This window comes from Burkholderia oklahomensis C6786 (genome assembly GCF_000959365.1).
Taxonomy (GTDB): Bacteria; Pseudomonadota; Gammaproteobacteria; order Burkholderiales; family Burkholderiaceae; genus Burkholderia; species Burkholderia oklahomensis.
Window position 1 is genome coordinate 1,116,089 of the sequence record NZ_CP009556.1, and the last position, 25,312, is coordinate 1,141,400.

Annotated in this window: 27 protein-coding genes and 1 pseudogene; 19 read left to right on the top strand and 9 right to left on the bottom strand. The window is 65.3% G+C overall.

What is annotated here, in order from left to right:
• Nucleotides 1–128 precede the first annotated feature (128 nt).
• Nucleotides 129–896, bottom strand: a complete 768-nt coding sequence (locus BG90_RS22830; RefSeq protein ID WP_010120236.1) for an AraC family transcriptional regulator — start codon at nucleotides 894–896, stop codon at nucleotides 129–131.
• 48 nt (nucleotides 897–944) lie between these two features.
• On the bottom strand, nucleotides 945–1,286 hold the full coding sequence (locus tag BG90_RS22835; protein WP_010120234.1) for an FKBP-type peptidyl-prolyl cis-trans isomerase: 342 nt from the start codon (nucleotides 1,284–1,286) through the stop codon (nucleotides 945–947).
• 493 nt (nucleotides 1,287–1,779) lie between these two features.
• On the opposite strand from BG90_RS22835, the gene BG90_RS22840 reads away from it, so the two are divergent.
• The 3 genes from BG90_RS22840 (at nucleotide 1,780) to BG90_RS22850 (ending at nucleotide 4,584) form a co-directional block, all read left to right on the top strand.
• The gene (locus tag BG90_RS22840) at nucleotides 1,780–2,688 is read left to right on the top strand and encodes a metal-dependent hydrolase (RefSeq protein ID WP_010120231.1); all 909 of its coding nucleotides are present in this window, start codon (nucleotides 1,780–1,782) and stop codon (nucleotides 2,686–2,688) included.
• 778 nt (nucleotides 2,689–3,466) lie between these two features.
• The gene (locus BG90_RS22845) at nucleotides 3,467–3,886 is read left to right on the top strand and encodes an MbcA/ParS/Xre antitoxin family protein (RefSeq protein ID WP_010110202.1); all 420 of its coding nucleotides are present in this window, start codon (nucleotides 3,467–3,469) and stop codon (nucleotides 3,884–3,886) included.
• Nucleotides 3,877–4,584: an RES family NAD+ phosphorylase gene (locus BG90_RS22850; RefSeq protein WP_010120229.1), complete on the top strand. Its 708-nt coding sequence runs from the start codon at nucleotides 3,877–3,879 to the stop codon at nucleotides 4,582–4,584. The genes BG90_RS22845 and BG90_RS22850 overlap by 10 nt, the downstream gene beginning before the upstream one ends.
• A gap of 68 nt (nucleotides 4,585–4,652) precedes the next feature.
• On the opposite strand, the gene BG90_RS22855 is transcribed toward BG90_RS22850, so the two are convergent.
• Nucleotides 4,653–5,390 carry a metallophosphoesterase gene (locus tag BG90_RS22855; protein ID WP_010120227.1) on the bottom strand — a complete coding sequence of 246 codons (738 nt, stop codon included), beginning with the start codon at nucleotides 5,388–5,390 and terminating at the stop codon, nucleotides 4,653–4,655.
• 151 nt (nucleotides 5,391–5,541) lie between these two features.
• Between BG90_RS22855 and BG90_RS22860 the strand changes: the two genes are divergently transcribed.
• From BG90_RS22860 to BG90_RS22870, 3 genes are all read left to right on the top strand, one after another.
• Nucleotides 5,542–6,195: a DUF1345 domain-containing protein gene (locus tag BG90_RS22860; protein ID WP_010120213.1), complete on the top strand. Its 654-nt coding sequence runs from the start codon at nucleotides 5,542–5,544 to the stop codon at nucleotides 6,193–6,195.
• Between the two features lie 142 nt (nucleotides 6,196–6,337).
• Nucleotides 6,338–6,799 carry an SRPBCC family protein gene (locus BG90_RS22865; RefSeq protein ID WP_010120211.1) on the top strand — a complete coding sequence of 154 codons (462 nt, stop codon included), beginning with the start codon at nucleotides 6,338–6,340 and terminating at the stop codon, nucleotides 6,797–6,799.
• On the top strand, nucleotides 6,783–7,148 hold the full coding sequence (locus BG90_RS22870) for an ArsR/SmtB family transcription factor (RefSeq protein ID WP_010120209.1): 366 nt from the start codon (nucleotides 6,783–6,785) through the stop codon (nucleotides 7,146–7,148). Before BG90_RS22865 ends, BG90_RS22870 begins: the two co-directional genes overlap by 17 nt.
• Before the next feature lie 22 nt (nucleotides 7,149–7,170).
• On the opposite strand, the gene BG90_RS22875 is transcribed toward BG90_RS22870, so the two are convergent.
• The 3 genes from BG90_RS22875 to BG90_RS22885 form a co-directional block, all read right to left on the bottom strand.
• Nucleotides 7,171–8,310 carry an alkene reductase gene (locus tag BG90_RS22875; RefSeq protein ID WP_010120207.1) on the bottom strand — a complete coding sequence of 380 codons (1,140 nt, stop codon included), beginning with the start codon at nucleotides 8,308–8,310 and terminating at the stop codon, nucleotides 7,171–7,173.
• A gap of 69 nt (nucleotides 8,311–8,379) precedes the next feature.
• Nucleotides 8,380–9,186, bottom strand: coding sequence for a 2,5-didehydrogluconate reductase DkgB (gene dkgB, locus BG90_RS22880; RefSeq protein WP_010120205.1), 807 nt, complete (start codon nucleotides 9,184–9,186; stop codon nucleotides 8,380–8,382).
• Nucleotides 9,187–9,417: 231 nt separating this feature from the next.
• The gene (locus BG90_RS22885; protein ID WP_010110194.1) at nucleotides 9,418–10,620 is read right to left on the bottom strand and encodes an MFS transporter; all 1,203 of its coding nucleotides are present in this window, start codon (nucleotides 10,618–10,620) and stop codon (nucleotides 9,418–9,420) included.
• Between the two features lie 102 nt (nucleotides 10,621–10,722).
• Between BG90_RS22885 and BG90_RS22890 the strand changes: the two genes are divergently transcribed.
• The 12 genes from BG90_RS22890 to BG90_RS22945 all read left to right on the top strand — a co-directional run bounded on the left by BG90_RS22890 (nucleotide 10,723) and on the right by BG90_RS22945 (nucleotide 21,424).
• The gene (locus BG90_RS22890) at nucleotides 10,723–11,628 is read left to right on the top strand and encodes a LysR family transcriptional regulator (protein ID WP_010120166.1); all 906 of its coding nucleotides are present in this window, start codon (nucleotides 10,723–10,725) and stop codon (nucleotides 11,626–11,628) included.
• A 633-nt stretch (nucleotides 11,629–12,261) separates the two neighbouring features.
• Nucleotides 12,262–13,851, top strand: coding sequence for an amino acid adenylation domain-containing protein (locus tag BG90_RS22895; RefSeq protein ID WP_010120163.1), 1,590 nt, complete (start codon nucleotides 12,262–12,264; stop codon nucleotides 13,849–13,851).
• Nucleotides 13,848–14,108, top strand: a complete 261-nt coding sequence (locus tag BG90_RS22900; RefSeq protein WP_010110190.1) for an acyl carrier protein — start codon at nucleotides 13,848–13,850, stop codon at nucleotides 14,106–14,108. The genes BG90_RS22895 and BG90_RS22900 overlap by 4 nt, the downstream gene beginning before the upstream one ends.
• A 92-nt stretch (nucleotides 14,109–14,200) precedes the next feature.
• On the top strand, nucleotides 14,201–15,106 hold the full coding sequence (locus BG90_RS22905; RefSeq protein ID WP_010110189.1) for a chlorinating enzyme: 906 nt from the start codon (nucleotides 14,201–14,203) through the stop codon (nucleotides 15,104–15,106).
• Nucleotides 15,107–15,109: 3 nt separating this feature from the next.
• The gene (locus tag BG90_RS22910; RefSeq protein WP_010120160.1) at nucleotides 15,110–15,907 is read left to right on the top strand and encodes a thioesterase II family protein; all 798 of its coding nucleotides are present in this window, start codon (nucleotides 15,110–15,112) and stop codon (nucleotides 15,905–15,907) included.
• A gap of 7 nt (nucleotides 15,908–15,914) precedes the next feature.
• Nucleotides 15,915–16,598, top strand: a complete 684-nt coding sequence (locus tag BG90_RS22915) for an RraA family protein (RefSeq protein ID WP_010110187.1) — start codon at nucleotides 15,915–15,917, stop codon at nucleotides 16,596–16,598.
• 14 nt (nucleotides 16,599–16,612) lie between these two features.
• Nucleotides 16,613–17,557, top strand: coding sequence for a branched-chain amino acid transaminase (locus BG90_RS22920; protein ID WP_010110186.1), 945 nt, complete (start codon nucleotides 16,613–16,615; stop codon nucleotides 17,555–17,557).
• Complete coding sequence (locus BG90_RS22925; RefSeq protein WP_010120158.1) at nucleotides 17,554–18,396, top strand: thioesterase II family protein; 843 nt, start codon at nucleotides 17,554–17,556, stop codon at nucleotides 18,394–18,396. Before BG90_RS22920 ends, BG90_RS22925 begins: the two co-directional genes overlap by 4 nt.
• Nucleotides 18,393–19,286, top strand: a complete 894-nt coding sequence (locus tag BG90_RS22930; protein ID WP_010110184.1) for an acetaldehyde dehydrogenase (acetylating) — start codon at nucleotides 18,393–18,395, stop codon at nucleotides 19,284–19,286. Before BG90_RS22925 ends, BG90_RS22930 begins: the two co-directional genes overlap by 4 nt.
• On the top strand, nucleotides 19,283–20,326 hold the full coding sequence (dmpG, locus tag BG90_RS22935) for a 4-hydroxy-2-oxovalerate aldolase (RefSeq protein WP_010120155.1): 1,044 nt from the start codon (nucleotides 19,283–19,285) through the stop codon (nucleotides 20,324–20,326). The genes BG90_RS22930 and dmpG overlap by 4 nt, the downstream gene beginning before the upstream one ends.
• Nucleotides 20,327–20,377: 51 nt before the next feature.
• On the top strand, nucleotides 20,378–20,785 hold the full coding sequence (locus BG90_RS22940; RefSeq protein ID WP_025990345.1) for a cupin domain-containing protein: 408 nt from the start codon (nucleotides 20,378–20,380) through the stop codon (nucleotides 20,783–20,785).
• A 36-nt stretch (nucleotides 20,786–20,821) separates the two neighbouring features.
• The gene (locus BG90_RS22945) at nucleotides 20,822–21,424 is read left to right on the top strand and encodes a LysE family translocator (RefSeq protein ID WP_010120151.1); all 603 of its coding nucleotides are present in this window, start codon (nucleotides 20,822–20,824) and stop codon (nucleotides 21,422–21,424) included.
• A gap of 81 nt (nucleotides 21,425–21,505) precedes the next feature.
• Here BG90_RS22945 and BG90_RS22950 read toward each other — a convergent pair whose 3' ends face one another.
• Both BG90_RS22950 and BG90_RS22955 read right to left on the bottom strand, forming a co-directional pair.
• The gene (locus tag BG90_RS22950) at nucleotides 21,506–22,537 is read right to left on the bottom strand and encodes an autoinducer binding domain-containing protein (RefSeq protein WP_025990344.1); all 1,032 of its coding nucleotides are present in this window, start codon (nucleotides 22,535–22,537) and stop codon (nucleotides 21,506–21,508) included.
• A gap of 695 nt (nucleotides 22,538–23,232) precedes the next feature.
• Nucleotides 23,233–24,087 (bottom strand): AraC family transcriptional regulator, encoded by an 855-nt coding sequence (locus BG90_RS22955; protein ID WP_010110177.1) that lies wholly within the window; start codon nucleotides 24,085–24,087, stop codon nucleotides 23,233–23,235.
• 92 nt (nucleotides 24,088–24,179) lie between these two features.
• Here BG90_RS22955 and BG90_RS22960 point away from each other — a divergent pair, with 92 nt between their 5' ends.
• Nucleotides 24,180–24,773, top strand: a complete 594-nt coding sequence (locus BG90_RS22960; RefSeq protein ID WP_010120148.1) for a LysE family translocator — start codon at nucleotides 24,180–24,182, stop codon at nucleotides 24,771–24,773.
• Between the two features lie 119 nt (nucleotides 24,774–24,892).
• Here BG90_RS22960 and BG90_RS37480 read toward each other — a convergent pair.
• Nucleotides 24,893–25,188, bottom strand: a pseudogene (locus BG90_RS37480) (transposase); the annotation flags it as partial.
• Between the last annotated feature and the right edge of the window lie 124 nt (nucleotides 25,189–25,312).

Sequence of the window (25,312 nt, forward strand, 5' to 3'; positions counted from 1 at the left end):
CGCCGTGCGGTGCAATGCCGCCGGCCGGGCGTTTTCGAACGATGTGCGCTAGCGTTGCGCGGGCCGTCGTGCGTTGCCCGCATCGTCGCGCCGCTCGACACCGCGGCCGACCGCGTGCGCCGGGAAATTCAGTGCCGATCGCCGCGCCACTGCCCGGGCGCGAGTCCGAACCGTTTCGTGAACGCGTGCGTGAACGCGCTCTGATCGGCGAATCCGACTTCGCCCGCGATATCGGTCAGCGAACGTTTCGGATCCCCTAGCAACACGACCGCGGCGTCGAGCCGCAGCCGTTGCAGATAGCGATGCGGCGTCTCGCCGAATGCGTCGCAAAAGAGCTGATGGAAGCGGCGCATGCCGAAGCCGCAGTGGGCGGCGAGATCGGCGATTCGCAGCGGCTCCGCGAGATGCGCGCGCAGCCAGCGGTCGATCCGCGCGAAGTCGAGCCCGGCGGCCGGCCGCGGCGATGCGCCGCCCAGTTCGCCGACGAGCGCGCCGCAGAGGCGCGCGGCCGCCTGCCAGTGGAAGCGCCGAACCGACGCGACGTCGACGCGCGGCTCGGGCGCGACGCGCGACGCGAGTTCGCCGACGAGCGTCGTGAGGTCCGGATCGATCGACATCGTCTTCGCGCGCTCGAACAGCCGCTCGGGCACCGCGAGCGATCCGAGCGGCAGGTCGAGCACCAGTTGGCTGTTGTCGCCGAGCCCCGCGTATTCGTGCCGCGAGCCGGCCGGAATCAGCCAGGCGGAGCGGCAGTCGATCCGTTCGTCGGCGCCGTCGACCGTCATCGTCATCGAGCCGTCGACACCTAGCACGATCTGATGGAAGTCGTGCACGTCCGACTCCTGCACGGCGCCGTAGCGGCGCAGCGAGAGCGTCGGCGAAGCGAGGCGGGCCATGGATGCGGCGACGGTCGATGGTCGTCTGACGACGGAGCGATGCCGGCGTCAGACGTCGAGCAGTTCGACTTCGAACACGAGCGTCGCGTTCGGCGGAATCACGCCGCCCGCGCCGCGCGCGCCGTAGCCGAGTTGCGGCGGGATCGTCAGACGGCGCACGCCGCCCACCTTCATCCCTTGCACGCCTTCGTCCCAGCCCTTGATGACCATGCCGCCGCCGAGCACGAACGCGAACGGATCGTTGCGGTCCTTGCTCGAATCGAACTTCTGACCGTCGGTGAGCCAGCCGGTGTAGTGGACGCTCACCGTCTGGCCCGCGCGCGCCTCGGCGCCCGCGCCTTCGGTCAGGTCTTCGTATTTGAGGCCCGATTCGGTGGTGACGACTGCCATGAAATGCTCCTGATGGAAACGAAATGATCGCTATTGTAGGGGAGCCGCGCGATCTCGGCCGGATTTCCCGGCGCGCGCGGCTCGACGGCTTTGCGCGATGCGGCCGAAAAGCGCCCCGAGATTGCGTTTACGAGATAAGGCGATAGCCGGCGCAACCACGCCGAAACGCCCGCCACGCCTGGCTCCGTGGCCCGCCGCCCGGCGCTTTGCGGCCGCCCGCCGTTTGGAAGGCCGCCACTAACACGCGCCTTGCTTATCCGCGCATCCTCGCCATATTGTTTCAGTTATTAATGTAAAGGTTGGCGGCCGAACTGCGAGCGTGCGGTGGCCGGCGCCGCGTGACTTGGCGGGGCCGATGGTATGCGGCGGCCGGTGCGCGAGCGACCCGGCGCGAACCGTCGATTTGCGCGAGCCTTTCGCCGGCGCCGCATGCGACGCCGGCGGGCCCGGCACGCATCGACAACGCCAACGATCGCTCAGATAGGAGACATCGATGAATCAATCCGCGAAGTCGACGGACACCGTGTTCGTCATGCCCGTGCGCCGCGACCTGCGCTTCAATCTGCCGGTCGAGCGCGCGACGAATTGGCACGGGCAGGGCTCGCAGGTCTCGCATTTCTTCAACGCGCTGTCGCTGCTGTTCCCCGCGGGCGAGCGCTTCTTCATGGATTCGGTGCGCAACTACCGCGACCGGATCGACGATCCCGTGCTGAAGAAGCAGGTGCTCGGCTTCATCGGTCAGGAAGCGATGCACACGCGCGAGCACATCGAGTACAACGAACTGATGCAGGCGAACCGCCTGCCCGCGCGCAAGCTCGACAAGCGCGTGTGGAAGGTGCTCGGCTGGATGAAGAAGGTGCTGCCGCATTCGGTGCAGCTCGCGCATACGGTCGCGGCCGAGCACTACACGGCGATGCTCGCGAACTGGTTGCTGTCCGATCCGGCCGTGTTGGCCGGCTCGCACGAAGGCTACAAGCAGATGTGGCAGTGGCACGCGCTCGAGGAAACCGAGCACAAGGCGGTGTCGTTCGACGTGTGGAATGCGGTGATGAAGCCTGGTCCGAAGCGCTATCTGATTCGCGTCGGCGTTTTTCTCATGACGACGCTGATGTTCTGGCCGACCGTGTTCCTGCTGCATACGCGTCTGATTCGTTCGGACCGCTACGCGGATCATCGCGTGCGCGGCCTCTGGCGCGCGGCCAAGCTGCTGTACGGACCGCGCCACGGGATGTTCCCGAGCATCGCGCGCGAATGGCTGAGCTTCTTCCGGCCGGGCTTCCATCCGTGGGACCACGACAATCGCCATCATCTCAAACGCGTCGACGACATCGTCGCGGCGACGCAGGCGCGCGACGCGCAGACGTTGCCGCCGATCGATCTCGACGTCGCGAAGCCGGCGTGAGCCGGCGCGATCGGCCGGGCCGCCGCCCGAGATGGCCGCGCGGCCCACGCATGCCGCACGACGGTCGTTTGTCGTCGGCGGTTCTCCAGGCCGGTCCCGCACGCGCTCGAGGACAATGAGAAGGATTCCGCGAGCGCAACACTTTTTTCTCGTCACGCGGCGAAATTTCGACGCTTGACCTTTGCGCACTTGGCCGATTTTGCGCGCCCGCGTCGAAGAACGGGCGCGCGCGTTTCGCTGGGCGCATGCGGGTGCGGCGCTCGCGGGCACACGTGCGATGTGATCAGGAGGCGCGACATCGCGCGTTGCGAGTTCGGGGTGGTCGATTCATCCGTTGCTTTCCGGTTTGCCGAAGCCATGACGACCCGCCGCACGCGCGCGATGGCGGCGACGGGAAAGCGCGTTCCGTGATGCGGATTTGCGGCCGACGCGGGCCGGCGCGCTCGGCGGCTTCGTGCCGTGGCGATGTTGAGCCGGTCTGTCGTTCTTGTGTTTCTCGGTGTCGTCGAGCCATTCGGCGGTGCTGCGGCCTGTCGACCCGCCGACCCCCGACCCGCCCAAGCCGCCCAAGCCGCCCAAGCCGCCCAAGCCGCCCGCAGCTCAACTCGCCCAAGCCGCCTCGCCCGTCCCAAATCGGCTGAATCTTCCCCACCTCATGGCGTCCAGACCCCACCAACCAGCCCAATCCGCAGTTTATTGGGATCCGCCATCATTTTTTCTTGCAACGATCCAAAAATGGACTAATCTTGTTAGTAGATTCATTTTGAGACTAACCGCCATGTCCCATCCCGCTCTGAAGCCGCTCCCGAATCCGCCGGAGGCGACGGTCGCGCAAATGTCGGCGGCCGGCCTGCGCGCATTCTTCAACATCGCGCGCGACTGGGATCTGTCGACCGACGAGCAGATCGTCCTGCTGGGCTCGCCCGGCCGCTCGACGTTCTTCAAATGGAAGGCGTCGCCGCAGACCGCGCGTCTCACGCACGATACGCTCGAGCGCCTGTCGCTCGTGCTCGGCATCTACAAGGCGCTGCAGATCCTGCTGCCGCAGCCGGCCGCGGCGGACACATGGGTCAAGCGGCCGAACGACGCCGCGCCGTTCAACGGCAAGCGCGCGCTCGACCGGATGCTCGCGGGGAACATCAGCGATCTCGTCGCGGTGCGGCAATATCTCGACGCGACGCGAGGCGGATGGGCGTGAATTTCCCCGAACGGCAGACGGACTGGCCCACCGCGGCGCTTCACTGGACGCCCGCCTATCGCGTGATTCCCACGCGCTTTCCCGCGATCAACCTGTTCGACCGCGTCGCGTCGGCCGAGGACTTCGACGCGCTCTACGCGCTCGAAGCGCTGACCAACGACCGGGTGCGCACCGAAGTCGGCGTGCTCGGTCTCGTGCCGCCCGACGAGCGCCGCTTCGGGCCGGGCTACGGGCCGATCATGGCGGCGTTCACGCACCTGAATCCGAACGGCAGCCGTTTCTCGGACGGCAGCTATGGCGTGTTCTATTGTGCGCACACGCGCAATACGGCGATCGCGGAGACGCGCTACCACGCGTCGCTGTTCCTGGCCGCGACGAAGGAGCCGCCGATGCGTCAGCAGATGCGTCTCTACACGGTGGTCGCGCAAGGCGGGGTCGCCGACGTGCGCGCGTGGCGCGAGCGCGATCCGGCGCTCCTCGATCCCGTCGACTATACGGCCGGCCAGGCATTCGGCCATGCGGTGCGCGATGCGGGCGGCGCGGGCATCGCGTATCCGTCGGTGCGGGATCCGGGCGGCGAGTGTCTCGCGGCGTTCAGGACGACGCTGTTGCGCGATTGCCACCACGCCGCGTATCTCGAATACAACTGGAACGGCGCGGCGATCGACGCGGTATTCGAGCTGAATCAGGTCGGCTGAGCGCGCGGGCCGGGCACGACGCCGCTCGGCGGCGGCGCGGCGGCGCGCATCGAGGCAGTCGAATCGCGTCAAGGCAGCGGGACGTCGGCCGCGCCCTGGTGGCGCGCGGCCGCGACCGACAGCGACCAGCATTCGCCGCTCTTCGTGTCGAGCAGCGTGAGCCGGCCCGACGGATCGAACGCGCCGGTGTCGATGAACGTTTGCGCGCCGATGTGCACGACGTCGTGCATCGGCGTGTGGCCGCAGTAGGTGGTCGACAGGCCGCTCTGCCGCGCGGCCGGATCGGCGGTGCGCCCGTACGCGAGCTCGCGGCCCCACAGCAGGCGCGTGATCACGTCCGGCGCGTAGTCGCCGCGGTCGAGATCGGCATCGCTGCCGAAGAATTCCGCATGCAGCACGTTGAAGCGTTCGCCGCCTTCGCCGACGACGCGCACGAGCGGCAGCTCGCGCAGCCGCCGTGCGTAGCGCTCGAGCGTCTCGGCGGGCAGATCGGCCGCCCAGTCGCCGCCGATGCGCTGCCAGACGCTCATCGGCAGCCTGCCGGCGGCGACCGAGCACAGCACGTCCTCGTGATTGCCGAGCACGCAGTGGAACCACGGGCGGTCGAGCAGCGCGAGCGCCGACTCCGACTGCGTGCCGCGGTCGACGAGGTCGCCGACCGAGAACAGCCGGTCCCGCGCCGGATCGAAGCGCACGGTGTGCAGCAGCACGCGCAGCGGGTCGACGCAGCCGTGCAGATCGCCGACGACGAAATCGCGGCCGGCATGGTTCGCGGTATGGCGACGGATCAGGGGAGCGGTGTCCATTCGCCCATCTTAGGACACAGCCGCGCTTGGCGCAGCGGGACAACATGACGATAATCGCTGCGACGCGACGCGACGCGACGCGACGCGACGCGACGCGCCGCGGCGGCGGCGCGAACTTTCACTCGACTTTCGAAGATCCCGGCGAGAAACCATGACGTTCTATCCGCAAGTGCTGCGCAATCGTCCACGCATGGTGATCGCGGTCGCCATCGGCGCCGCGTTCGGCCTGCTGTTCCCGTACCCGCTGCGGCCGTTCTCGCGCATTCTGATCGGCTGGGATTGCACGATCTGGCTGTATCTCGTGCTGATGTGGGTGAGGATGGTGCGCGCGCATCATCACAAGGTGCGCGAGATCGCGATGCGCGAAGACGAGAACGCGACGATCGTGCTGACCATCATCTGTTTTGCAACGGTCGCGAGCATCGCCGCGATCGTGCTCGAGCTCGTCAGCGTGAAGAGCGTCGGATTCCGTTCGGGCCTCGGGCACTACGCGGTGACGGGCGCGACGATGTTCGGCGCGTGGTTCCTGATTCCGACGATCTTCACGCTGCACTATGCGCGGCTCTACTATCTGTCGCCGAAGGAGGCGCGCGCGCTGTCGTTTCCGGACCGCGAACTCGAGCCCGATTATTGGGATTTCCTGTACTTCTCGTTCACGATCGCGGTCGCGTCGCAGACGTCCGACGTGTCGCTGCGCGGTCGGTCGATCCGGCGCGCGGCGCTCGCGCAGTCGATCCTGTCGTTCTATTTCAACATGGCGGTGCTCGGGCTGTCGGTCAACGTCGCGGCGGGGCTGCTGAGCTGAAATCGAAGACCCGGATGGTGCGTGCCGCGTCAGTCGTGCGCATTCGCGCAAATGCCGCGATGCCCGGGCGATTTTCGTAATATGCAGTCGATTCCTTGCATTTCCCGGATGCGCTGCCTAATATGCAGCCAGGAGGCTGCATATGAACACATCGACCGATCGTATCGAAAAGCGGATCGTGCTGAACGCGCCGCGCTCACGGGTGTGGCGCGCGCTGACGAACGCCGACGAGTTCGGCGCGTGGTTTCGCGTCGATCTGACAGGGCAGGTTTTCGAAGCGGGACGGCGCGTCGAAGGCCGCATCACCTATCCCGGCTATGAGCATCTGGTGCTGCAGATGTGGATCGAGCGGATCGAGCCGGAACATCACTTCTCGTATCGCTGGCATCCGGCCGCGGTCGATCCCGCGATCGACTACTCGCAGGAGACGCCGACGCTCGTTGCGTTCGAGCTCGCCGACGCCGAAGCCGGCACGCTGCTCACCGTCGTCGAATCGGGCTTCGACAAGCTGCCGATCGAGCGCCGCGCGGACGCGTTTCGAATGAACAGCGGCGGCTGGGACGAGCAGATGAAGAACATCGCCGCGCATGTCGACGCGCGCTGACGGGCGGCCGCCGCGCGCGCCGCTCAAGCGCACGCAGCTGCGCGATTGCGCGGCGGTGTTCGCCGCGCTCGGCGACGAGACCCGCCTGCGGATCGTCGCCGCGCTGTGCGCGGGCGCGGCGCTGTCGATCGCGCAGATTACCGCGGGCACCGACATTACGCGACAGTCGGTCACGCAGCATCTGCAGGTGCTCGCGGAGGCGGGGCTCGTGCGCGACGTGAAGGTCGGGCGCGAGCGGCTGTGGAGCTTCGAGCCTGCGCAGATCGACGCCGCGCGGGCGGCGCTGGAGGCGATCGGGCGGCAGTGGGACCAGGCGCTGCTGCGGCTCAGGCAGGCCGTCGAAGCATGACGGCAGCGCCCGCTCGCCGCGCCTACTCGACGCGTCCGGCGACCGGCATCGCGGCTTCGTCCGCGAGCGTCGGGTAATCGGTGAGCCCGCGCGCGTCGCCGCCGAACAGCGTCTCGCGCCGATGCGCATTCCACGGCGCATTCCGCCGGATCCGCGCGGGCAGATCCGGATTCGCGACGAACGGACGCCCGAACGCGATCAGGTCGGCCCAGCCTTCGACGATCGCTTCGCGTGCGCGCTCCGCCGTGTACTTGCCCGCATAGATCATCACGCCGCGATAGGCCGCGCGCAGCCGCTGCTTGAACGACGCCGGCATGTGCGGCGCGTCGTCCCAGTCGGCTTCGGCGATGTGGATGTAGCCGACGCCGATCTCGTCGAGCAGCTTCACGGCCGCTGTGTACGTCGTCTCGGGATCGGCGTCGACGCAGCCGTTGAGCGTCGTCAGCGGTGCGAGACGAATGCCGACGCGCGCGGCGTCGCCGGTGCCTTCGATCAGCGCGCGCGCGACGTCGCCGAGAAAGCGCAGCCGGTTCTCGAGCGAGCCGCCGTATGCGTCGGTTCGCGTGTTCGCGTTCGAATCGATGAACTGATTGACGAGATAGCCGTTCGCGCCGTGCAGCTCGACACCGTCGAAGCCGGCTTCGATCGCGTTGCGCGCCGCGTCGCGGAACTGGCGGACGATTTCCGGAATCTCGCCGAGCGTGAGCGCGCGCGGCGTCGATGCCTGAACGAAGCCGGGTGCGCCGCCGTCGCCCGCGACGAACACGCTGACGCCTTCGGCCTGCAGCGCGGACGACGACACCGGCTGCGCGCCGCCGAGGAGGCTCGTGTGGCTCAGCCGCCCGACGTGCCACAGTTGCGCGAACATGCGTCCGCCCGCCGCGTGCACGGCGTCGGTGACCTCGCGCCAGCCCGCGATCTGCGCGGGCGTATGGATGCCGGGCGTCCACGCATAGCCCTTCGCGAGCGGCGCGACGTAGGCGCCTTCGCCGATGATGAGGCCGGCGCTCGCGCGCTGCGCGTAATACGCGGCCATCAATGCGTTCGCCTCGTCGCCGGGCTGCGTCGCGCGCGAGCGCGTCATCGGCGGCATCACGATGCGGTTCGGCAGGATCAGGCCGCCGAGTTGCAGCGGCTCGAACAGGGGATCGTCTTTCGTCATGTTCACTCTCCGGATAGTTAATGCGGCGCGCACGCCGCGGGTGCGTTCGATCGGGCAGCAGCGGCTGCGTCAGTCCCAGTCGGATGCGAGGCCGTCCGGGCTTACTTCGCGGCCGTTGCGTTCGAGCGCCGAGATCTGCGCGAGCGCGTCGTCGGTCAGGCGAAGCTGCTGCGCGAGCAGATTGCTCGCGAGATGCTCGCGTTTCGTCGACGACGGAATCACCGAGTAGCCGAGCTGCAGCGCCCATGCGAGCGCGACCTGCGCGGGCGTCGCGTCGTGGCGGCGGGCGATCTCGGCGAGCGTCGGATCGCCCAGCACCTTGCCGTAGGCAAGCGTCATGTACGACGTCACGTGGATGCGCTCGCGCTGCAGGAACTCGACCAGCTTGCGATTCTGCAGATACGGGCTCAGCTCGATCTGGTTCGTCGCGATCGCGTCGCGGCCGACGGCGGCGATCGCACGCTGCGTCAGCGCGACGTTGAAGTTCGACACGCCGATCCTGCGCGTGAGGCCGGCCGCTTTCGCTTCGGCGAGCGCCGTCATGAATTCCTCGGGCTCGATGCCGTTGCCGGGCGCGGGCCAATGGATCAGCGCCAGGTCCACGTAATCGGTGCGCAGCTTCGCGAGGCTCGCTTCGAGGCTAGCCGCGAGCTTGTCCTTCGCGTAGTTGTCGACCCAGATCTTCGTCGTGAGAAAGAGCGCGTCGCGCGGCACGCCCGATTCGGCGATCGCGCGGCCGATTTCCGCTTCGTTGCCGTAGATCTGAGCGGTATCGATCGCGCGATAGCCGAGTTCGAGGCCGTTGCGCACGGAATCGATCACGGCCTGGCCTTGCAGGCGGAACGTGCCGAGACCGAATGCGGGAATTGTGTCCATGTCATGCTCCGTAATACTGATGATTCGTTGAATGGGTGGAAATGGAATGTCTTCGATGCGGCGTATCGGCGCTTGCATGCGCGCTTCGCCCGATAGCGATCCGCACGCGATGCGGCGAGGTGGGCGTGCGGCCGTACCGGCGCGGCGCATCGAGACGGAGGGCGCACGTCGCCTGCGATTCGTTCGGCATCCGGACGAGCGCAAGGCAACGGACACGCTCGCCGGCATCCTTCAATGCGCGAGCGCGACGGCGTCGGCGGTTCGCTCGGGCAAGCCCGCTCGACGATCGAGGCGGCCGCTCAGCGCCGTCAGCGCGAGCGCGCCGAGCGTGACCGCGCCTGCGATCCACGGCGTGTGGCCGAGGCCGATGTGCGCGACGACGAGCCCGCCGAGCGACGAACCGCCCGCGACGCCGAGGTTGAACGCGGCGATGTTGAATCCCGATGCGACTTCTGCCGATTGCGGCGCGAAGTGCCGCGCCTGCTTGACGACGTAGACTTGCAGTCCCGGCACGTTGCCGAACGCGACGGCGCCCCAGGCGAGCATCGTCGATACAACGAGCGCCGCGTGGTGGACGGCGAAGGTCAGCGCGAACAGTACGGCCGCGAGCAGCAGGAAGATGCGCTTCAGCGCGCCGACCGGGCCGAGACGATCCGCGAGCTTGCCGCCCCAGACGTTGCCGGCCGCGACCGACACGCCGTAGGCGACGAGCACGAGAGTCACCTGCGACGGCGTGAAGCCCGCAATCTGCTCGAGGAGCGGCGCCATGAACGTGAACGCGATCAGCGAGCCGCCATAGCCGACCGCCGTCATCGCATAGACGAGCAGGAGCCGCGGATGCGCGAGCGCACGGGCCTGCTCGACGAGCGGCGCGGGGCGCGCATGCGGCAGGCCGCGCGGGATGAATGCGAGCGCGCCGACGAGCGCGACGACGCCGAACGCGGCGACGACGACGAACGTCGTGCGCCAGCCGAAGTGCTGGCCGATGAATGTGCCGAGCGGAATGCCGGCGACGAACGCGACGGTCATCCCGCTGAACATCGTTGCAATCGCGCTTGCCGCCTTGTCCTTCGGCACGAGCGTCGTCGCGATCACGGAGCCGACCGAGAAGAACACGCCGTGCGCAAGCCCGGTCAGCACGCGTGCGACGATCAGCGACTCATAGCCGGGCGCGCGCCACGCGACGAGGTTGCCGATCGTGAAGAGCGCCATCAGCGCGGCGAGCAGCGACTTGCGCGGTACGCGGCCAGTCAACGCGGTCAGCAGCGGCGCGCCGACCGCGACGCTCAGCGCGTAAAGGCTCACGAGCAGCCCGGCGGACGGCAGGCTCACGCGCAAATCGGCCGCGATGGTGGGAATCAGGCCGACGATCACGAACTCGGTCGTGCCGATGGCGAAGGCGCTGAGCGTCAGCGCGAGGAGGGCGACAGGCATGATGGTGGTTCCCGCATCGATGAAGACGAAGCGGAGTGTGCGCCCTTTACTTTTGATGAAAAAGCGGTCTATAAACGAAATACTTTTGATTTGAAATCAAGTATGAAAATTACGCTCGACGAATTGCAGACGTTCGCGACCGTGGTCGACACGGGATCGATCACCGCGGCCGCGCAGCAACTGGAGCTGACCGTGTCGGCGACGAGCCGCACGCTCGGCCGGCTCGAGAAGAAACTGCAGACGACGCTGCTGCGCCGGACGACGCGCCGTCTGGAACTGACCGAGGAGGGACGCGCATTCCTGCAGAACGCGCGTGCGATCATCGAATCGGTCGAGCGCGCGGAAGAGCAGATGGCCGCGCGCCGCGAACGGCCGTCCGGGCGGCTGCGCGTCGATGCCGCGACGCCGTTCATGCTGCATGTCGTCGTGCCGCTCGTGAACGGCTATCGCACGCGCTATCCGCACGTCGAGCTGGAGCTCAACAGCAACGACGAGATCATCGATCTGCTCGAACGCCGCACCGACGTCGCAATCCGGATCGGTCGCCTGAAGGATTCGACGCTGCATAGCCGCGCGATCGGCAGCAGCCGGCTGAGGATCCTCGCGAGTCCTCAGTATCTGGACGTGCACGGAAATCCGCGGCGCGTCGACGACCTCGACAAGCACACGCTCCTCGGCTTCAACCAGCCGGAATCGCTGAATCAGTGGCCGGTGCTCGGGCGGGACGGCGAGCCTTACAGGATTGCTCCGGCGCTGGCGTCGTCGAGCGGCGAGACGCTCAGGCAACTCGCGTTGCAGGGTGCCGGCATTGTCTGCCTGTCCGATTTCATGACCGCACGAGACCGCGACGAAGGGCGGCTCGTGCAATTGCTTCCGCGCCAGACGCGCGAAGTGTTGCAGCCGATTCATGCGGTCTATTACCGCAATACGGCGATCTCGTCGCGAATCGCGTCGTTCGTCGATTATCTGGCTGACGAGATGAAACGCATCGGATTGCAACGCCCGTGATACGGAAACGTCGCACGTCGAATCGGCGAGTGCATCGAGCTTGCGGCGAGGCGATATGCGCTTTCATCCTGCTTCGGTGCGCATTCAACGCGACGCAGCGCTTTTCCTCTCCTGCAAGCGAACGCAACCGCTCGCGAGGCGGTATGCTTCGAATCACCTATTTATTTAGGTTGCCAAAAAATATCAACAAGCGCTTAAATAACTGATTTGGCCTTATTCTCGAATCGCGCTGAAATCGCGCAGGCATATTCTGGAAGTGATCTAAGTATTTCCACAGGGAATTTCATCTAGCCTATCAATCAACGAATGCGGCGACGAACGACACGCATTCGAGCCGACGCCGCGCAGCACGCACCCCGCTTGTCCGACGCGCACTCGCCGGCGTTGCATCCGAACGCGGGCGCGCCGCGCCATCGACAGATCGGCGGCGCATCGGCGGAACGATTCGAACTAAGCAGCCAGCAGCCTGAGAGAAAGCAGCAAGCAGTCAAACGACGAGGGGCCGGTAGTCGTTGACGAACGAACGTGTCGCGCAAGTGCGCATGCGGCGTCGTTCGCTCGTCTGCCGGTGCGCAATGCCGCCTGAATCTCGAAGGTGCCCGTAAAGAGACATCGCAAAGAGGATTCAGTCAGATGGCCAGACACATCGTTCAAGCAATCCAGTCTCATGCGTTCGGCACGCCGTACAAATGCGCGTTGTCCGATTCGCGCGGCGATCTCAACTACGCCGATCTCGACCGTTTCAGCACTCGTTTCGCGATGCGCCTGCAGGATCTGGGCTGCCGCCCGGGCGATCGCGTCGCGATGCTGGCGAGCCGCCGCGCGCTTTTGGTCGCGGCGATCATCGGCGTGTTCAGGGCGGGCTGCGTGCATGTGCCGCTCGATCCGCGCATGCCGGCCGACCGCTTGCGCTACATCCTGCACGACGTCGCACCGACGCTCGTGATCGCCGACGAGGACTTGACCGACGCGCTCGAGCACGCGCTGCCGTCCGCTGCGCCGATCATGCCGGTCGGCGAGCTCGAGCGGCTCCTCGCCGACGACGATTCGGCGCGGCTCGATGCGCTCGTGCAGCCGCTGCCGCTGCCGCCGCTCGACGAAACCGCGATTGCGTACTGCATCTATACGTCCGGCTCGACCGGTCGCCCGAAAGGCGTGCTGATCAATCATCGCAGCATCGCCGACTTCTTCGAAGGCACGCGCGTCGTCTACGACGTCACGCCGCAATCCCGATGCGCGAGCTTCTCGCCGCTGCATTTCGACGTGTATCTGATGGACATGCTGTTCCCGCTCGCGCAGGGCGCGTCTTTGTACGTGCACGACGACGTGAACGCGCCCGACTTGCTGTTCGACGCGATTCGCACGCACGACGTCACGCATTTCTCCGCGTGGGGCATGATGCTCGGCCTGATCGCGCAGGCGGGCGAATTCGAGACCGCGCCGCTGCCGCACCTGAAGACGATCCTCACCGGCACCGACGTGCCGGACGTGAAGACGATCCAGCGCTGGCTCAGGAAGAACGCGGGCGTGCAGGTGATCAACGCATACGGGCCGACCGAGGCGACCTGCGCGTCGACTGCGCACGTGATCCGTGAAATCGAGCCCGAGCGGCGCGCGCTCTATCCGATCGGCAAGCCGCTCGAGCACGTGCGGGCGCTGCTCGTCGACGAGCGCGGCGAGCCGATCACGGCGCCCGGCGTGCCGGGCGAGCTGATGATCGGCGGCACGCAGGTGATGCAGGGCTACTGGAATTTGACGGAGGAGACGGCGGCGCGGCTCGTTCGTCTGGACGGCGTGCCTTTCTATCGGACGGGCGACGTCTGCACGTATCTCGCCGACGGCAGCCTGTACTACTTGGGCCGCAAGGACAATGAAGTGAAGATCGGCGGCTATCGGATCCATTTGAGCGAAATCCAGCGGGTCATCAACAGCGTGCCGCACGTGTACGGATCGGAGGTCGTGCTGCTCGAATCGCGCTACGGCGAGACGCTGCTCGCCGCCGGCGTGCTGTTCGAGCGAGGCGCGTCGCTCGATGCCGAGCCGCAGGTCGACGAGATCAAGCGGCGCCTCGCGGCGGAGCTGCCCGCCTACATGGTGCCTCGCCACGTCACGGTTCTCGAGCAGTTTCCGCAGTTGTCATCGGGAAAGACGGATCGCAAAGCGCTTCTGTCGATATTGCAACACCGCATCAACGAAAGTAACCAGGAGGAAGTGAATTCATGAAAACCGAAACGATGTTGATTCAGATTCTGGAGAGCGTGATCGGCGTCAAGAAAGTGACGGGCGACACCCGTTTTCTGGACATCGGCGGCAATTCGCTCAATCTCGTCGAAGTGCTGAAGCAGATCAAGGCGAAGACGGGCGTCGCGCCGTCGCCGAGGCTGTTCTTCGACAAGACGCGCTCGACGGTGACGGCGTTGAGCGCCGAAATCGACGCGCTGCGCGAACTCAGCAACGCCGCGGCTCCGGTCGCGGGCTGATCCGCGGGCGTTTCACGAGCCGCGCGAGCGGCGGCCGCGACAAGCGGATTTTTCAGGACATGGCGCTTCGCGCCATATTTAGGAGAACTGAGATGCAAAAGCGTTTTCACCTGTCGGAAGCCGAGCAGAAGTTCTTTTACGAGAACGGGTATGCCGGCCCGTTCACGCTGTACGAGCCGGAAGAGATGACCCGTGTCTGGGAAGACGTGCGAATGGATCTGCTCGACGTGACGAAGGCGGCGTTCCCGAACAGCAAGCTCAACTACGATCGCCATCTCGACATGCCTGCTCTGAACCAGATCATCAGCCATCCGAAGATCGTCGACCGGATCTCGAGCATCCTCGGCCCGAACGTGCTGAGCTGGCGCACCGAGTGGTTCCCGAAATATCCGGGCGACGAAGGCACCGACTGGCACCAGGCCGAGAGCTTCGTCGAGTTCGAGGGCACCGAGAAGCTCGAGCCGACGGCGGCCGAAGAAGGGCGCCCATGGGAGCTGACCGCATGGGTTGCGATGAGCGAGGCGACGAAGGAGAACGGTTGCCTGAAGCTGATGCCGGGCAGCCATCGCACCTGGTACTTCGACGAGAAGCGCAACATCCCGTTCGAGCCGGAGAACTTCAACAAGCGCGTGCTCGACGACGGCCAGAAGTCGGGCTTCTACGGCTACGACTACGAGAAGCTGAAGCTCGATCCGAGCTGGAAGCCGGACGAGGCGCGCGCGGTGCACATGGAAGTGAAGCCGGGCCAGTTCTTCATCTTCACGTCGCGCTGTATGCACGGCTCGAATCCGAACACGAGCAAGGATTCGGTGCGCTTCGGCTGGGCGACGCGCTTCGTGCCGACTCACGTGAAGGTCTACTCGGGCCAGGACGCGTTCCACCACTTCGGCGAAGTGCTGCCGCTCGACCGCTACTCGACGGTACTGGTGGCGGGCGAAGACCGCTATGGCCATAACCGCGTGACGAAGCCGCTCGCCGCCGCGGCAGCGCTCGCGTAAGCGATGGACGGCGCCGACATGAATGCATGCGAGGCCCGCTGGTTCCTGTTCGGCGCCGACGAACGGAAGCCCGACGCGCGAATCCGGCTGTTCTGCTTTCACTACGCGGGCAGCGGCGGTTCGATTTTTCGGCACTGGGCCGCATTGCTGCCGGACGAGGTCGAGCTCGTCGCCGTGCAGATGCCCGGACGCGAGAATCGTCTGAACGAGCCGCTCCTGTACTCGATGGACGAAGTCGCATCGCCGCTTGTCGACGCGCTCGCACCGCTGCTCGATCGGCCGTTCGCGTTCTTCGGGCACAGCACAGGCGCGCTGATCGGCTTCGAGGTCGCCCGGGTGCTGCGCGCCCGTGCGTACCCGCAGCCGCGGCTCTTGATCGCGTCCGCGCAGAACGCGCCCGACGTGAAGCCGGAAGTGATTCGGCATCGGCTGTCGGATGCCGAGTTCATCGAGGTGCTGCGCGGCTGCAACGGCACGCCCGACGCGATTCTGGACGATCCGGCGCTGCTCGAGCTGCTGCTGCCGCGGATTCGCGCGGACGGCGCGGTGTTCGAGACGTACCGCTACGAGCGGCAGGTGCCGCTCGATTGCCGGATCGTCGTCTTTCACGGCGTCGACGACGGCCTCGTGCACGAAGACGGGCTCGCCGGCTGGGCGCGCGAGACGCGGCAGAGCTTCACGCACTACCGGTTTCCCGGCGACCACTTCTTCATTCACGACGAAGAGGCGTCGGTGCTCGACCACATCAACCGCGAGCTCGAGCCGCTCTTGAGCGACGCGAGCTCCACTCTAATCGGATGACAGACAAATGGCGCAGTGGAATTCAGATGACGAGCTGTTCGCGCTGATGCGCGCCGAGCTCTCGACCTGTCCCGTCAGCGACGTGATGGAGCAGCTCGGGTTCGCTTCCCCGATGCTGCCGCCGGAGATCCGCCCGCTGCGGCGCGACATGGTGATGATCGGCCGCGCGATGCCGGTGCAGGACGAGCCGCCCGTGCCGCACGGCGGCCTCAAGCGCTATGACGCGAAGCCGTTCGGACTGCTGTTCGAATCGGTCGAGGCGCTGCGCCCCGGCGAGGTCTACATCGCGAGCGGCGGCCCGACCGCAGTCGCGCGGCTCGGCGATCTGCTGATCTCGCGCGCACTCAAGCTGGGCGCGGCAGGCGTCGTGCTCAACGCGCACGTGCGCGACGCGAACGCGATTCTCGATCTGAAGCTGCCGGCATTCGCGCACGGCTCGTACGCGTACGGGCTGCAAGGCCGCCACAACGTCGTCGACTACCGCTGCTCGATCACTGTCGGACAGGTTCGGATCCGGCCCGGCGATCTGATCTTCGGCGACGGCGACGGCGTCTGCGCGATTCCGCGCGAAGTCGAGCAGGAGGTCATCACGCGCGCGATCGCGAAGAACCGGCTCGAGCGCAAGGTCCGGGACGCGATCGCCGAAGGCCGCAGCGTCGTCGATGCATTCAATCAATACAACGTCATGTGAGGAGCGCAACAGCGATGAAAGCGAGCTACGTGTGGAAGAACGGCGAACTGGTGCCGTGGGAGCGCGCGCAGGTACATGTGATGAGCCATGCGCTGCATTACGGGACCAGCGTGTTCGAGGGCGTGCGCGCCTACGAGATCGGCGACAAAGCGGCGATTCTCTGCGGTCGCGAGCACTTCGAGCGCTTGCTGTTCAGCTGCAAGGTCGCGCGGATTCCGTCGCCGATGAGCGTCGGGCAGTGGATGGAGGCGACCGTCGAGACGCTGCGCGCGAACGGCCAGCGCAGCGCGTACATCCGGCCGCTCGTCTATCGCGGCGCGGGCGAGTCGCTCGGGCTCGACGCGCGACAGTGCCCGGCCGAAGCGCTGCTCGTCACCGTGCCGTGGGGCGCGTATCTCGGCGACGAAGCGCTGCAGCAAGGCGTCGACGTGCAGGTCAGCAGCTGGCGGCGCAATGGCTCGGGCGCGGCGAGCACGCTCGCGAAGATCGGCGGCCAGTACGTCAACGGCCAGGCGATCGTGATGGAGGCGCACGAGAACGGGATGAGCGAGGGCATCGCGCTCGACGCGAACGGCTTCGTCAGCGAAGGCAGCGGCGAGAACGTGTTCCTCGTCTACAAGAGCGAGATATTCACGCCGTCGATCGGCAGCAGCATCCTGAGCGGCATCACGCGCAATTGCGTGATCCGGATCGCGCGCGACCTCGGCTATACCGTGACCGAAACGAGCATTCCGCGCGAAATGCTGTATCTCGCCGACGAGATCTTCTTCACTGGCACGGCGGTCGAGATCTGCCCGGTGCGCTCGGTCGACCGGATGCCGGTCGGCAGCGGCAAGCGCGGCCCGGTGACGAAGGCGATCCAGGATCAGTACTTCGGAATCGTGCGCGGCACGCATGCGGACAAGTGGAACTGGCTCACGCCCGTGCCGGTGCCGGCACGCGACGGAGCACGGTCATGAACGCACACGTATCGGCGACGGATTCGCCGTGGCTGATCGTCCATGCGGCGCGCGAAGCGCGCTTGCGTCTTTTCTGTTTTCACTACGCGGGCGCGACCGCGTCGATCTTCCGGACGTGGCCCGGCGGCTTGCCGGACTGGGTCGAAGTCGTCGCGGTGCAACTGCCCGGACGCGAGTATCGGCTCGGCGAGCCACTGATAGAACGCGCGGAGCCGATCGTCGCGGCGCTTGCGGAGACCGTGCCGCCGCTGCTCGATCTGCCATACGCGTTCTTCGGCCACAGCATGGGCGCGCTGATCGCGTTCGATCTCGCACGCTTGCTGCGCGCGCGCGGTTTCGCGGCGCCATCGCTGTTCGTCGCGTCGGGCCGCAGTGCGCCGCGCTTCAAATGGCGGGACGCGGGCATCCAGGCGCTGCCCGACGACGCGTTCATCGCCGCTGTGCGCGATTACAACGGCACGCCGGACGCGCTGATCGCCGATCCGGCGTTGCGCGAGCTGTGGCTGCCGCGGCTGCGTGCGGACCTGACGATCTCGGCGATGTACCGCTACGTCGAAGCGCCGCCGCTCGATTGTCCGATGCTGGTGCTGCACGGCTCGAACGACGGCCTCGTCAGCGATGCCGGGCTCGAAGGCTGGCTCGCGGAGACGAGCGGACCCGTGCGCTATGTCGGGTTTTCTGGCGGCCATTTCTTTATGCACAGCGAAGAAGGCGGCGTGCTTGCCGAAGTCGGTCGCGAACTGGGGCGTCTGCTCGCGCACGACGCGACGGGCGCGCCGAACAGCATGCGCGATTCGGCGGCGCGCGTGCGTCATCTGACGGAGGAGAGCGAAACATGAAGAACAAATCATCGCGAACGCGCGTGGCGATCCTCGGATCGGGCAGCATCGGCATCGATCTGATGTTCAAAGTCAAGGCATCCGAACAATTCGATCTGAAGTTTGTCGTCGGACGCAATGCGCAGAGCGAAGGTCTCAAGCTTGCGCGAAGCTGCAACGTCGAGACGTCGAGCGACGGACTCGACTTCCTGAAGGAGCACGAGGGCGCGTATGACCTCGTGTTCGATGCGACGTCGGCTGCCGCGCACAAGCTCAACAATCGCTTCTTCTCGGACGCGGGCAAGTTCGTGATCGATCTGACGCCCGCGAAGCTCGGCCGCCTGTGCGTGCCGTGCATCAATCTGGACGACATGGGCGCCGAGCAGAACGTGAACCTGATCACCTGCGGCGGGCAGGCGAGCCTGCCGCTCGCGTATGCGCTCAAGCAGGCGGTCGACGAGATCGAATACCTGGAGGTGGTGTCGGCGATCGCGTCGCGCAGCGCCGGCATCGCGACGCGCGAGAACATCGACGAGTACATGACGACGACCGAGTACGCGCTCGCGAAGTTCAGCGGTGCGAAGAAGACGAAGGCGATCCTCAACATCAATCCCGCCGAGCCCGGCGTGCGGATGCAGACGACGCTCTATGCGTACGCGCGCTATCGCGATTTCGACCGGGTGCGCGCGTGCGTCGCCGACATGGTCGAGAAGGTTCGCGAATACGTGCCCGGCTATCGGCTCGTCGTCGAGCCGCTCGAGAGCCAGGGCAGGATCACGATCGGCCTGACGGTGCGCGGGCGCGGCGACTACCTGCCCGAGTACGCGGGCAATCTGGACATCATCAATTGCGCGGCGCTCGCGGTCGCCTCGCATCGGCATGCAACCGCCAGACGAGGAGCCACACAATGATACTGATCAGCGATGCGACCTTGCGCGACGGCAACCACGCGATTCGTCACCAACTGAGCGCCGCGCAGATTCATGCGTATGCATGTGCGGCCGACGAAGCCGGCATCGACGTCGTCGAAGTCGGGCACGGCAACGGCCTCGGCGGCTCGTCGTGCCTGCTCGGGCAGACGCCTATCGGCGATCGCCTGATGCTCGAGACCGCGCGCGCCGCGCTGCGCACGAGCCGGCTCGGCGTGCATTTCATCCCGGGGCTCGGCAAGGCGGCTGATATCGCGCTCGCGCTCGAGATCGGCGTCGACGTCGTGCGCGTCGCGACGCATTGCACCGAGGCGAACGTATCCGCGCGCTTCATCGAGCAGACAAGGCTCGCCGGCCGGACGGCGTTCGGTGTGCTGATGATGTCGCACATGGCGCCGCCCGACGTGCTGCTCGCGCAGGCCCGGCTGATGGAGCGCTACGGCGCGCAGGCGGTGGTGCTGATGGACAGCGCCGGCTATTCGACGCCGTCGCTCGTGCGCGCGAAGGTCGAACGTCTCGTCGACGGTCTCGACATCGATGTCGGCTTTCACGCGCACAACAACCTCGGGCTCGCGGTCGCGAACAGTCTCGTTGCGCTCGAAGCGGGCGCGCGCATCGTCGACGCTTGCGTGAAGGGCTTCGGCGCGGGCGCGGGAAACACGCAGCTCGAGACCCTCGTCGCCGCGATGGAGCGCGAAGGACACGATGCGAATACGTCATTCGAGCGGGTGATGGCGCTCGCGCGCAGCACCGAGGCGTTCCTGAGCCCTAAGACGCCGCACATCCAGCCGGCGAACATCGCGAGCGGCCTGTACGGCCTCTTCTCCGGCTACGTGCCGCACATCCAGAAGGCCGCGCAGGAATTCGGCGCCAACGAGTTCGAGCTTTACAAGCGGCTCGCGGAGCGCAAGCTCGTTGCCGGCCAGGAAGACATCATCATCGAAGAGGCGAGCCGGCTCGCGCGCGAGCGGGACGCGCAGCGCGCGACCGATGGCGTGCGGATTCGCGAGCTGTCCGCGTAAGCACGCGGACGCCGCTTCACATGATCGAACGAGGAGGAAATCGTGGCCGGTTTGAATGAACGAGGTTTCGGCGCATGGGACAGGGTCGAGCGCGAAGTATTGACCGATCAGATCGAGCGGCAGGTCGTCTCGGGCGACGCGCTGATGATGGCGAAGCTGTTCCTGAAGAAAGGCGCGTTCGTCGGGACGCACGCGCATCCGAACGAGCAATTCACTTGCATCCTGGAAGGGCGTTTGCTGTTTCGCTACGGCGAGCAGCTCGAGCACGAGGCCGAGGTCGGGCCGGGCGAGATCCTGCACATTCCCGCGAATGTGCCGCACAACGCGCTGTGTCTCGAAGACGCAGTCGATCTCGACGTATTCACGCCGCTGCGGGCCGACTGGCTCGCGCCGGACGGCAATCGCTATTTCTCCGGCGCGTCGGCCGCGGCATCGTCCGCGCCGACGACCGGACGATGAAGACCACCATCGAAGCCGACGAACCGAGGAGGCGCCGTGCTCATTCAGGATGCATTGCTCAAGATGTCGTTCTACGTGTCGCTCGTGCTGATCGTGCCGGGGCCGACGAACACGCTGCTGCTGTCGTCGGGCCTGAAGGTCGGCCTGCGCGGCACCTGGCACCTCGTGATCGCGGAGGCGCTGGGCTATGTCGTCGCGATCTCGCTATGGGGATTCTTCCTGCTGTCGGTGGCGGCGAGCCGGCCCTGGCTCTTCGGCACGATCAAGCTGTTGAGCGCCGCATACATTCTGTGGCTCGCGGTCAAGATGTGGACGAAGAGCCGCGCGCTGCATGATCTGTCGGCGGGCCCGATCAGCTTCGGAGACCTGTTCGTCGCGACACTGATGAATCCGAAGGCGCTGTTGTTCGCGAGCACGATGTTCCCGCTCGAAGCGTTCAGGTCGCTCAGCTACTTCGGATGGGCGGTCGTCGTGTTCCTGATCGTGCTGGCGCCGATCGGCGTCGGCTGGTCGAGCCTCGGCGGCCTGCTGACGTCGCAGCGTTCGTGGGCCGCGCATACGTCGACGTTCATGCGCTGCGCGTCGCTCGTGCTCGCGACGTTTTCAGGATCGCTCGCGTATTCGGTGTTGGGGCACTGAACCCGTTCGCGGGCTTCCGGCCCGCGAGCGGCCGCCGGTAACGGGAGGAACGGGCGGGCGCGGCACGCTGCGCCCGCCCGTTCATTCGGAGATGTAGCCTTCCGCCAGAAAGCCGAACTGCTTTGCTTTTTTCGCGCTCGTCTTGATGTGGCCGCTATTCATCTTCTTGTTGATCGACGTGAACAACTGATAGACCGCATGCTCCTCCAGCTTCAGCTCCTCGGCGACGTGGCGCGCGTTGCCGCCCCTGTCGACGAGCCGCAGCGCGACTAGCTCGCGATGGTTGAGCGACATTTCCCGGGCGAGCATCTGGCGCTGCGCGGTGACTTTCCATTCGAGCATCTCGGTCGCGAGACCGCGCAGCGTTCGCCGGTTGCGCCAAAGGATTTCTTCGCCTTGCGCAGGCGGAAGCGGCGAACTGACATGCAACAAACCGATCATATCGTCGTCGCGGCGGTGCGCCGGGAAAAACACGTTGCTGGTCAGGCCGAGAAATTGCGCCTGCTGATTCAGCCAATGATCGGACGGCAGCGTCGCGAGCGTCGACACGCGCAGCGGGCGCGTGTCGTTGCGCGCATGCGCGATGGCGGGATCGTTCAGATACCAATGACGATGCACATAGCGGTGCGCCCAAACGGGCGTTCCGCCGATTAATAATTCGTGGTTCTTCAAGTTCCCGGTTTTCTCGTCGATCCTGAAGTAATGATAAAAGCAGTTTGTTGCGCCGCATTCGGAGATTGTGTTGCGCATTACGGTCAATAGGCCGCTTTCGCTGATGCATTCCGATGCGAATTCGGGTTGAATCGCTTTGTCTTCGAAGGATCTCTGAGCGTTTTCGGGAACGTCAATTACTGCTCGATATAGACTTTTCAGCTCCGCAGAATAGGGATCGTGTTCGATGAATGACGCGACGGTCGCGCCGTCGAACAGATTCACGCGTTGTACGAACGACGGCTCGCGCGGTGCCGCGTGGTGCCGCTCGAGCAAGTACCCTTGAGCCGCTTCACCACATACTCTGAGCGATATCTGTTTGTCGCCGACGACGCCTTTGCGTTCCTGTGCGACGTCCACTTGCGCGCGTTCGATAGGAAATACTGTACGATTTCGAGCCATACGCGCTGTGCCATGCTTCGAGGCTGCCGAACTTCATGACGATTCGTCGCGATCAACCGGAGCGCCGAGCTGATGGCGAAGAACACGACGAAAAATCGCCCGCGGTGTGCGATGTCGGAGGCATGCGTTGAATGGTTTTCTTTAACTTACTGCGACTGCGTATTGTTTGGCAATGAAAACGTTTAATTAAGTGTATTGACTTGTATGAATATTTTGTTGTCGGAAATCTTCATTTTTTTGGCGGCGAATAAAACTCAATTGGAATTGAATCGGAAAATTCCTAGATGGTCATTCAATCCGGATATGCGCATTGAGATCGATGAGGCGACCGCCTTGCCGTCTTCTGTGCGATGCGATCGTCGTATGTGAGGACATGCGGCTTCTCCGGCCATGCCGTCCGCCGGCGTGGGATCGGACGGCGTGAGCCGTCGCCGTCGCGATGCGGCGCGTACGCGGCATGCGTCAGGACAAGGGACGTCGAGTGACGGACGATTTGCAACGTTTACCTCGCTGGTTAGTTCATTCGAAGCCGGACGGATATGCCGCCGGCGGCATGCGGAATGTCGAGTGCGGCCGGATGGGCCGCGCATGCGCGAAAGCGCTCGGACGAGGACGCCACATCTGCCTGTTGGGCAAACGCGGCGGTCGAAAGGGGCGGGGCGAGGGGTGTTCGGCCGCCGTCCGGTTGGATGTTTTTAGTAGTCTGTCTGGTGTTGCGAGCGCCGGGCGCGCACCGCGGAAATCCACGAACCCGGCGTGATGCCATAAGTGCTCTTGAAGTGTCGCGACATGTGACTCTGATCGGAGAAGCCGGCGTCGGTGGACGCGGTCGATAGCGATTCGCCTTCCATTAACAGTCGGCGCACGAGATGGAGCTGCCGTTGTGTACGAAAGCGGCTCGGACTCGTACCGAACAGCGTGCGGAATTGGCGGGCGATCGTCCAGCGATCGAGTCCCGAGACGTGTTCGAGCGCGTCCATCGAGATCGGCATGTGCGGACGGGACGCGATGATATCGCGTATGTGTGTCAATTCGGCCACAGCTAGTGTGCTGATCTTGTTCGCGTCGCTTTTCGCGGCGGCGGTCGTCAGCAGATTCGCGACGGCGACTGCGATGTCGATGCGGGACGGATTGTCGATTTCTTCGTCCAGGTTCCAGATGCCAGCTGCGAGCCCTTCAGCGACGGCGGGCGTCTGGACGATCGGCGAGCCGACGAACGGAAGCATGCGGCCGCCGAGGGCTTCCTGGACGAGCGCCGGATCCACATAGACGATCCGGTAGCCGAAGCCTTCGTCGGTTCCCGCGCGGCCGTCGTGCAATTCGTCCGGGTGCAGGATATGGCACTGCCCCGGCAGGCAGTGGCGGGTTTCGCCGAGATAGCGGAAGGTCTGCACACCCGAGAGCGTAATGCCGATCGCGTACGTGTCGTGACGATGGGGCGTGAACGCGTGATCGAGGAAGTGCGCCTCCACGCGCTCGATGCCCGTGGCGCCGGAGCCGATCCGAATGTGGTTCCTGTCGTGCGCGGTGTCGCGTGCACAATCGTTCAAGACAGCCTCCGTGACGCTTCCATAAGCTACCTATTCAAAAACGGCGCATTGGAGCATCGATGGTATACCAAGTCGACCTTGTTTCGGATATGTTGCGCTCTCTTCTGGCTCTGCTGCTCGCAGCGGTCGTGGTGATGGGCAGCCCCGGGCCCTCCACGGTCAGTGCGACGGCGATGGGCGCGTCCTACGGGGTGCGCCGGTCGCTCAATTATGCATGGGGGCTCATCGCAGGCACGGTCGCCGTATTGCTTCTCGTGTCGACGGGGGTGACGGCATTCGTGATGTCGATGCCGAACGGAGCGAGGATCCTCAACATCATTTCCGCCGTCTATATTCTCTACCTTGCATACAAGATCGCGACGGCGCCGCCGCTCGACAAGCGCGAGGGAAATATCTCGTCTCCCGCGTTCAAGGGCGGCTTCCTGCTGGCCGTCGCCAATCCGAAGGCGTATATCGCGATCGGCGCGGTGTTTGCAGGGACGACGCTCGTCGCCGGCAACTATGGTCTGGATGCCGCCGCCAAGATCGTCCTGCTGAGCGTGATGATCGTCGTCATCCATCTCGGCTGGCTGCTGGCGGGCGTGCCGTTGTCCCGGTTCCTGCATGATCCGGTTGCATCCCGCGTCATCAATGTTTCCTTGGCGGCGATATTGGCGGTTGTTTCGCTGATTGCGCTATTCGAATGAAATGATTGTCGCAGAGACGTCATCGATGCGGTTCGTCGTTTTCGGAGGGGCGCGGTTGGAACGGCCAATTCGGCGTCGGCGCCGATTCGCTGCTCGTCATCTGCGGCACGAGTTTTGCTCAACATGCGTATTCGCGCGGCCGTCCAATGCGGGTTCGTGAAGCCCGTCGCGAGCGCGCCGTCGTCGAGCACTGCGCATTGTATGGAATTCTATCGTCTTGGCCGTCCCAACGACTTCGCAACGCGCACGTCGCGTTCTGCAAGCCGTTTCGCCCATCTGCATGCCGATTGCCGAGACACGGCCAGCTTTCGCGCAACGTCGGCCTGTGACATGCCCATCACGAGTAAACGAAAGTCTTCCTGCGCAGTTCGGCGATCGGCGATTCACCATCGCGCTTCGTGTCTGTATGCCTTATCCCGTCTGAAAAAAAACCGTGGATGAGACGGAATGCTAAGTAATAAAAAAATCACCGAAAGGTCGATGAAAATAACATTAGAATATCGATAAGGCAGTTGCGAAGCAATCCTATCGAATTAGAA

Excerpts from the sequence above, each read along its gene's own strand:
- BG90_RS22830 (WP_010120236.1), bottom strand. The coding sequence starts at position 896 with ATGGCCCGCCTCGCTTCGCCGACGCTCTCGCTGCGCCGCTACGGCGCC.
- BG90_RS22835 (WP_010120234.1), bottom strand. The coding sequence starts at position 1,286 with ATGGCAGTCGTCACCACCGAATCGGGCCTCAAATACGAAGACCTGACC.
- BG90_RS22840 (WP_010120231.1), top strand. The coding sequence starts at position 1,780 with ATGAATCAATCCGCGAAGTCGACGGACACCGTGTTCGTCATGCCCGTG.
- BG90_RS22845 (WP_010110202.1), top strand. The coding sequence starts at position 3,467 with ATGTCCCATCCCGCTCTGAAGCCGCTCCCGAATCCGCCGGAGGCGACG.
- BG90_RS22850 (WP_010120229.1), top strand. The coding sequence starts at position 3,877 with ATGGGCGTGAATTTCCCCGAACGGCAGACGGACTGGCCCACCGCGGCG.
- BG90_RS22855 (WP_010120227.1), bottom strand. The coding sequence starts at position 5,390 with ATGGACACCGCTCCCCTGATCCGTCGCCATACCGCGAACCATGCCGGC.
- BG90_RS22860 (WP_010120213.1), top strand. The coding sequence starts at position 5,542 with ATGACGTTCTATCCGCAAGTGCTGCGCAATCGTCCACGCATGGTGATC.
- BG90_RS22865 (WP_010120211.1), top strand. The coding sequence starts at position 6,338 with ATGAACACATCGACCGATCGTATCGAAAAGCGGATCGTGCTGAACGCG.
- BG90_RS22870 (WP_010120209.1), top strand. The coding sequence starts at position 6,783 with ATGTCGACGCGCGCTGACGGGCGGCCGCCGCGCGCGCCGCTCAAGCGC.
- BG90_RS22875 (WP_010120207.1), bottom strand. The coding sequence starts at position 8,310 with ATGACGAAAGACGATCCCCTGTTCGAGCCGCTGCAACTCGGCGGCCTG.
- dkgB (WP_010120205.1), bottom strand. The coding sequence starts at position 9,186 with ATGGACACAATTCCCGCATTCGGTCTCGGCACGTTCCGCCTGCAAGGC.
- BG90_RS22885 (WP_010110194.1), bottom strand. The coding sequence starts at position 10,620 with ATGCCTGTCGCCCTCCTCGCGCTGACGCTCAGCGCCTTCGCCATCGGC.
- BG90_RS22890 (WP_010120166.1), top strand. The coding sequence starts at position 10,723 with ATGAAAATTACGCTCGACGAATTGCAGACGTTCGCGACCGTGGTCGAC.
- BG90_RS22895 (WP_010120163.1), top strand. The coding sequence starts at position 12,262 with ATGGCCAGACACATCGTTCAAGCAATCCAGTCTCATGCGTTCGGCACG.
- BG90_RS22900 (WP_010110190.1), top strand. The coding sequence starts at position 13,848 with ATGAAAACCGAAACGATGTTGATTCAGATTCTGGAGAGCGTGATCGGC.
- BG90_RS22905 (WP_010110189.1), top strand. The coding sequence starts at position 14,201 with ATGCAAAAGCGTTTTCACCTGTCGGAAGCCGAGCAGAAGTTCTTTTAC.
- BG90_RS22910 (WP_010120160.1), top strand. The coding sequence starts at position 15,110 with ATGGACGGCGCCGACATGAATGCATGCGAGGCCCGCTGGTTCCTGTTC.
- BG90_RS22915 (WP_010110187.1), top strand. The coding sequence starts at position 15,915 with ATGGCGCAGTGGAATTCAGATGACGAGCTGTTCGCGCTGATGCGCGCC.
- BG90_RS22920 (WP_010110186.1), top strand. The coding sequence starts at position 16,613 with ATGAAAGCGAGCTACGTGTGGAAGAACGGCGAACTGGTGCCGTGGGAG.
- BG90_RS22925 (WP_010120158.1), top strand. The coding sequence starts at position 17,554 with ATGAACGCACACGTATCGGCGACGGATTCGCCGTGGCTGATCGTCCAT.
- BG90_RS22930 (WP_010110184.1), top strand. The coding sequence starts at position 18,393 with ATGAAGAACAAATCATCGCGAACGCGCGTGGCGATCCTCGGATCGGGC.
- dmpG (WP_010120155.1), top strand. The coding sequence starts at position 19,283 with ATGATACTGATCAGCGATGCGACCTTGCGCGACGGCAACCACGCGATT.
- BG90_RS22950 (WP_025990344.1), bottom strand. The coding sequence starts at position 22,537 with ATGGCTCGAAATCGTACAGTATTTCCTATCGAACGCGCGCAAGTGGAC.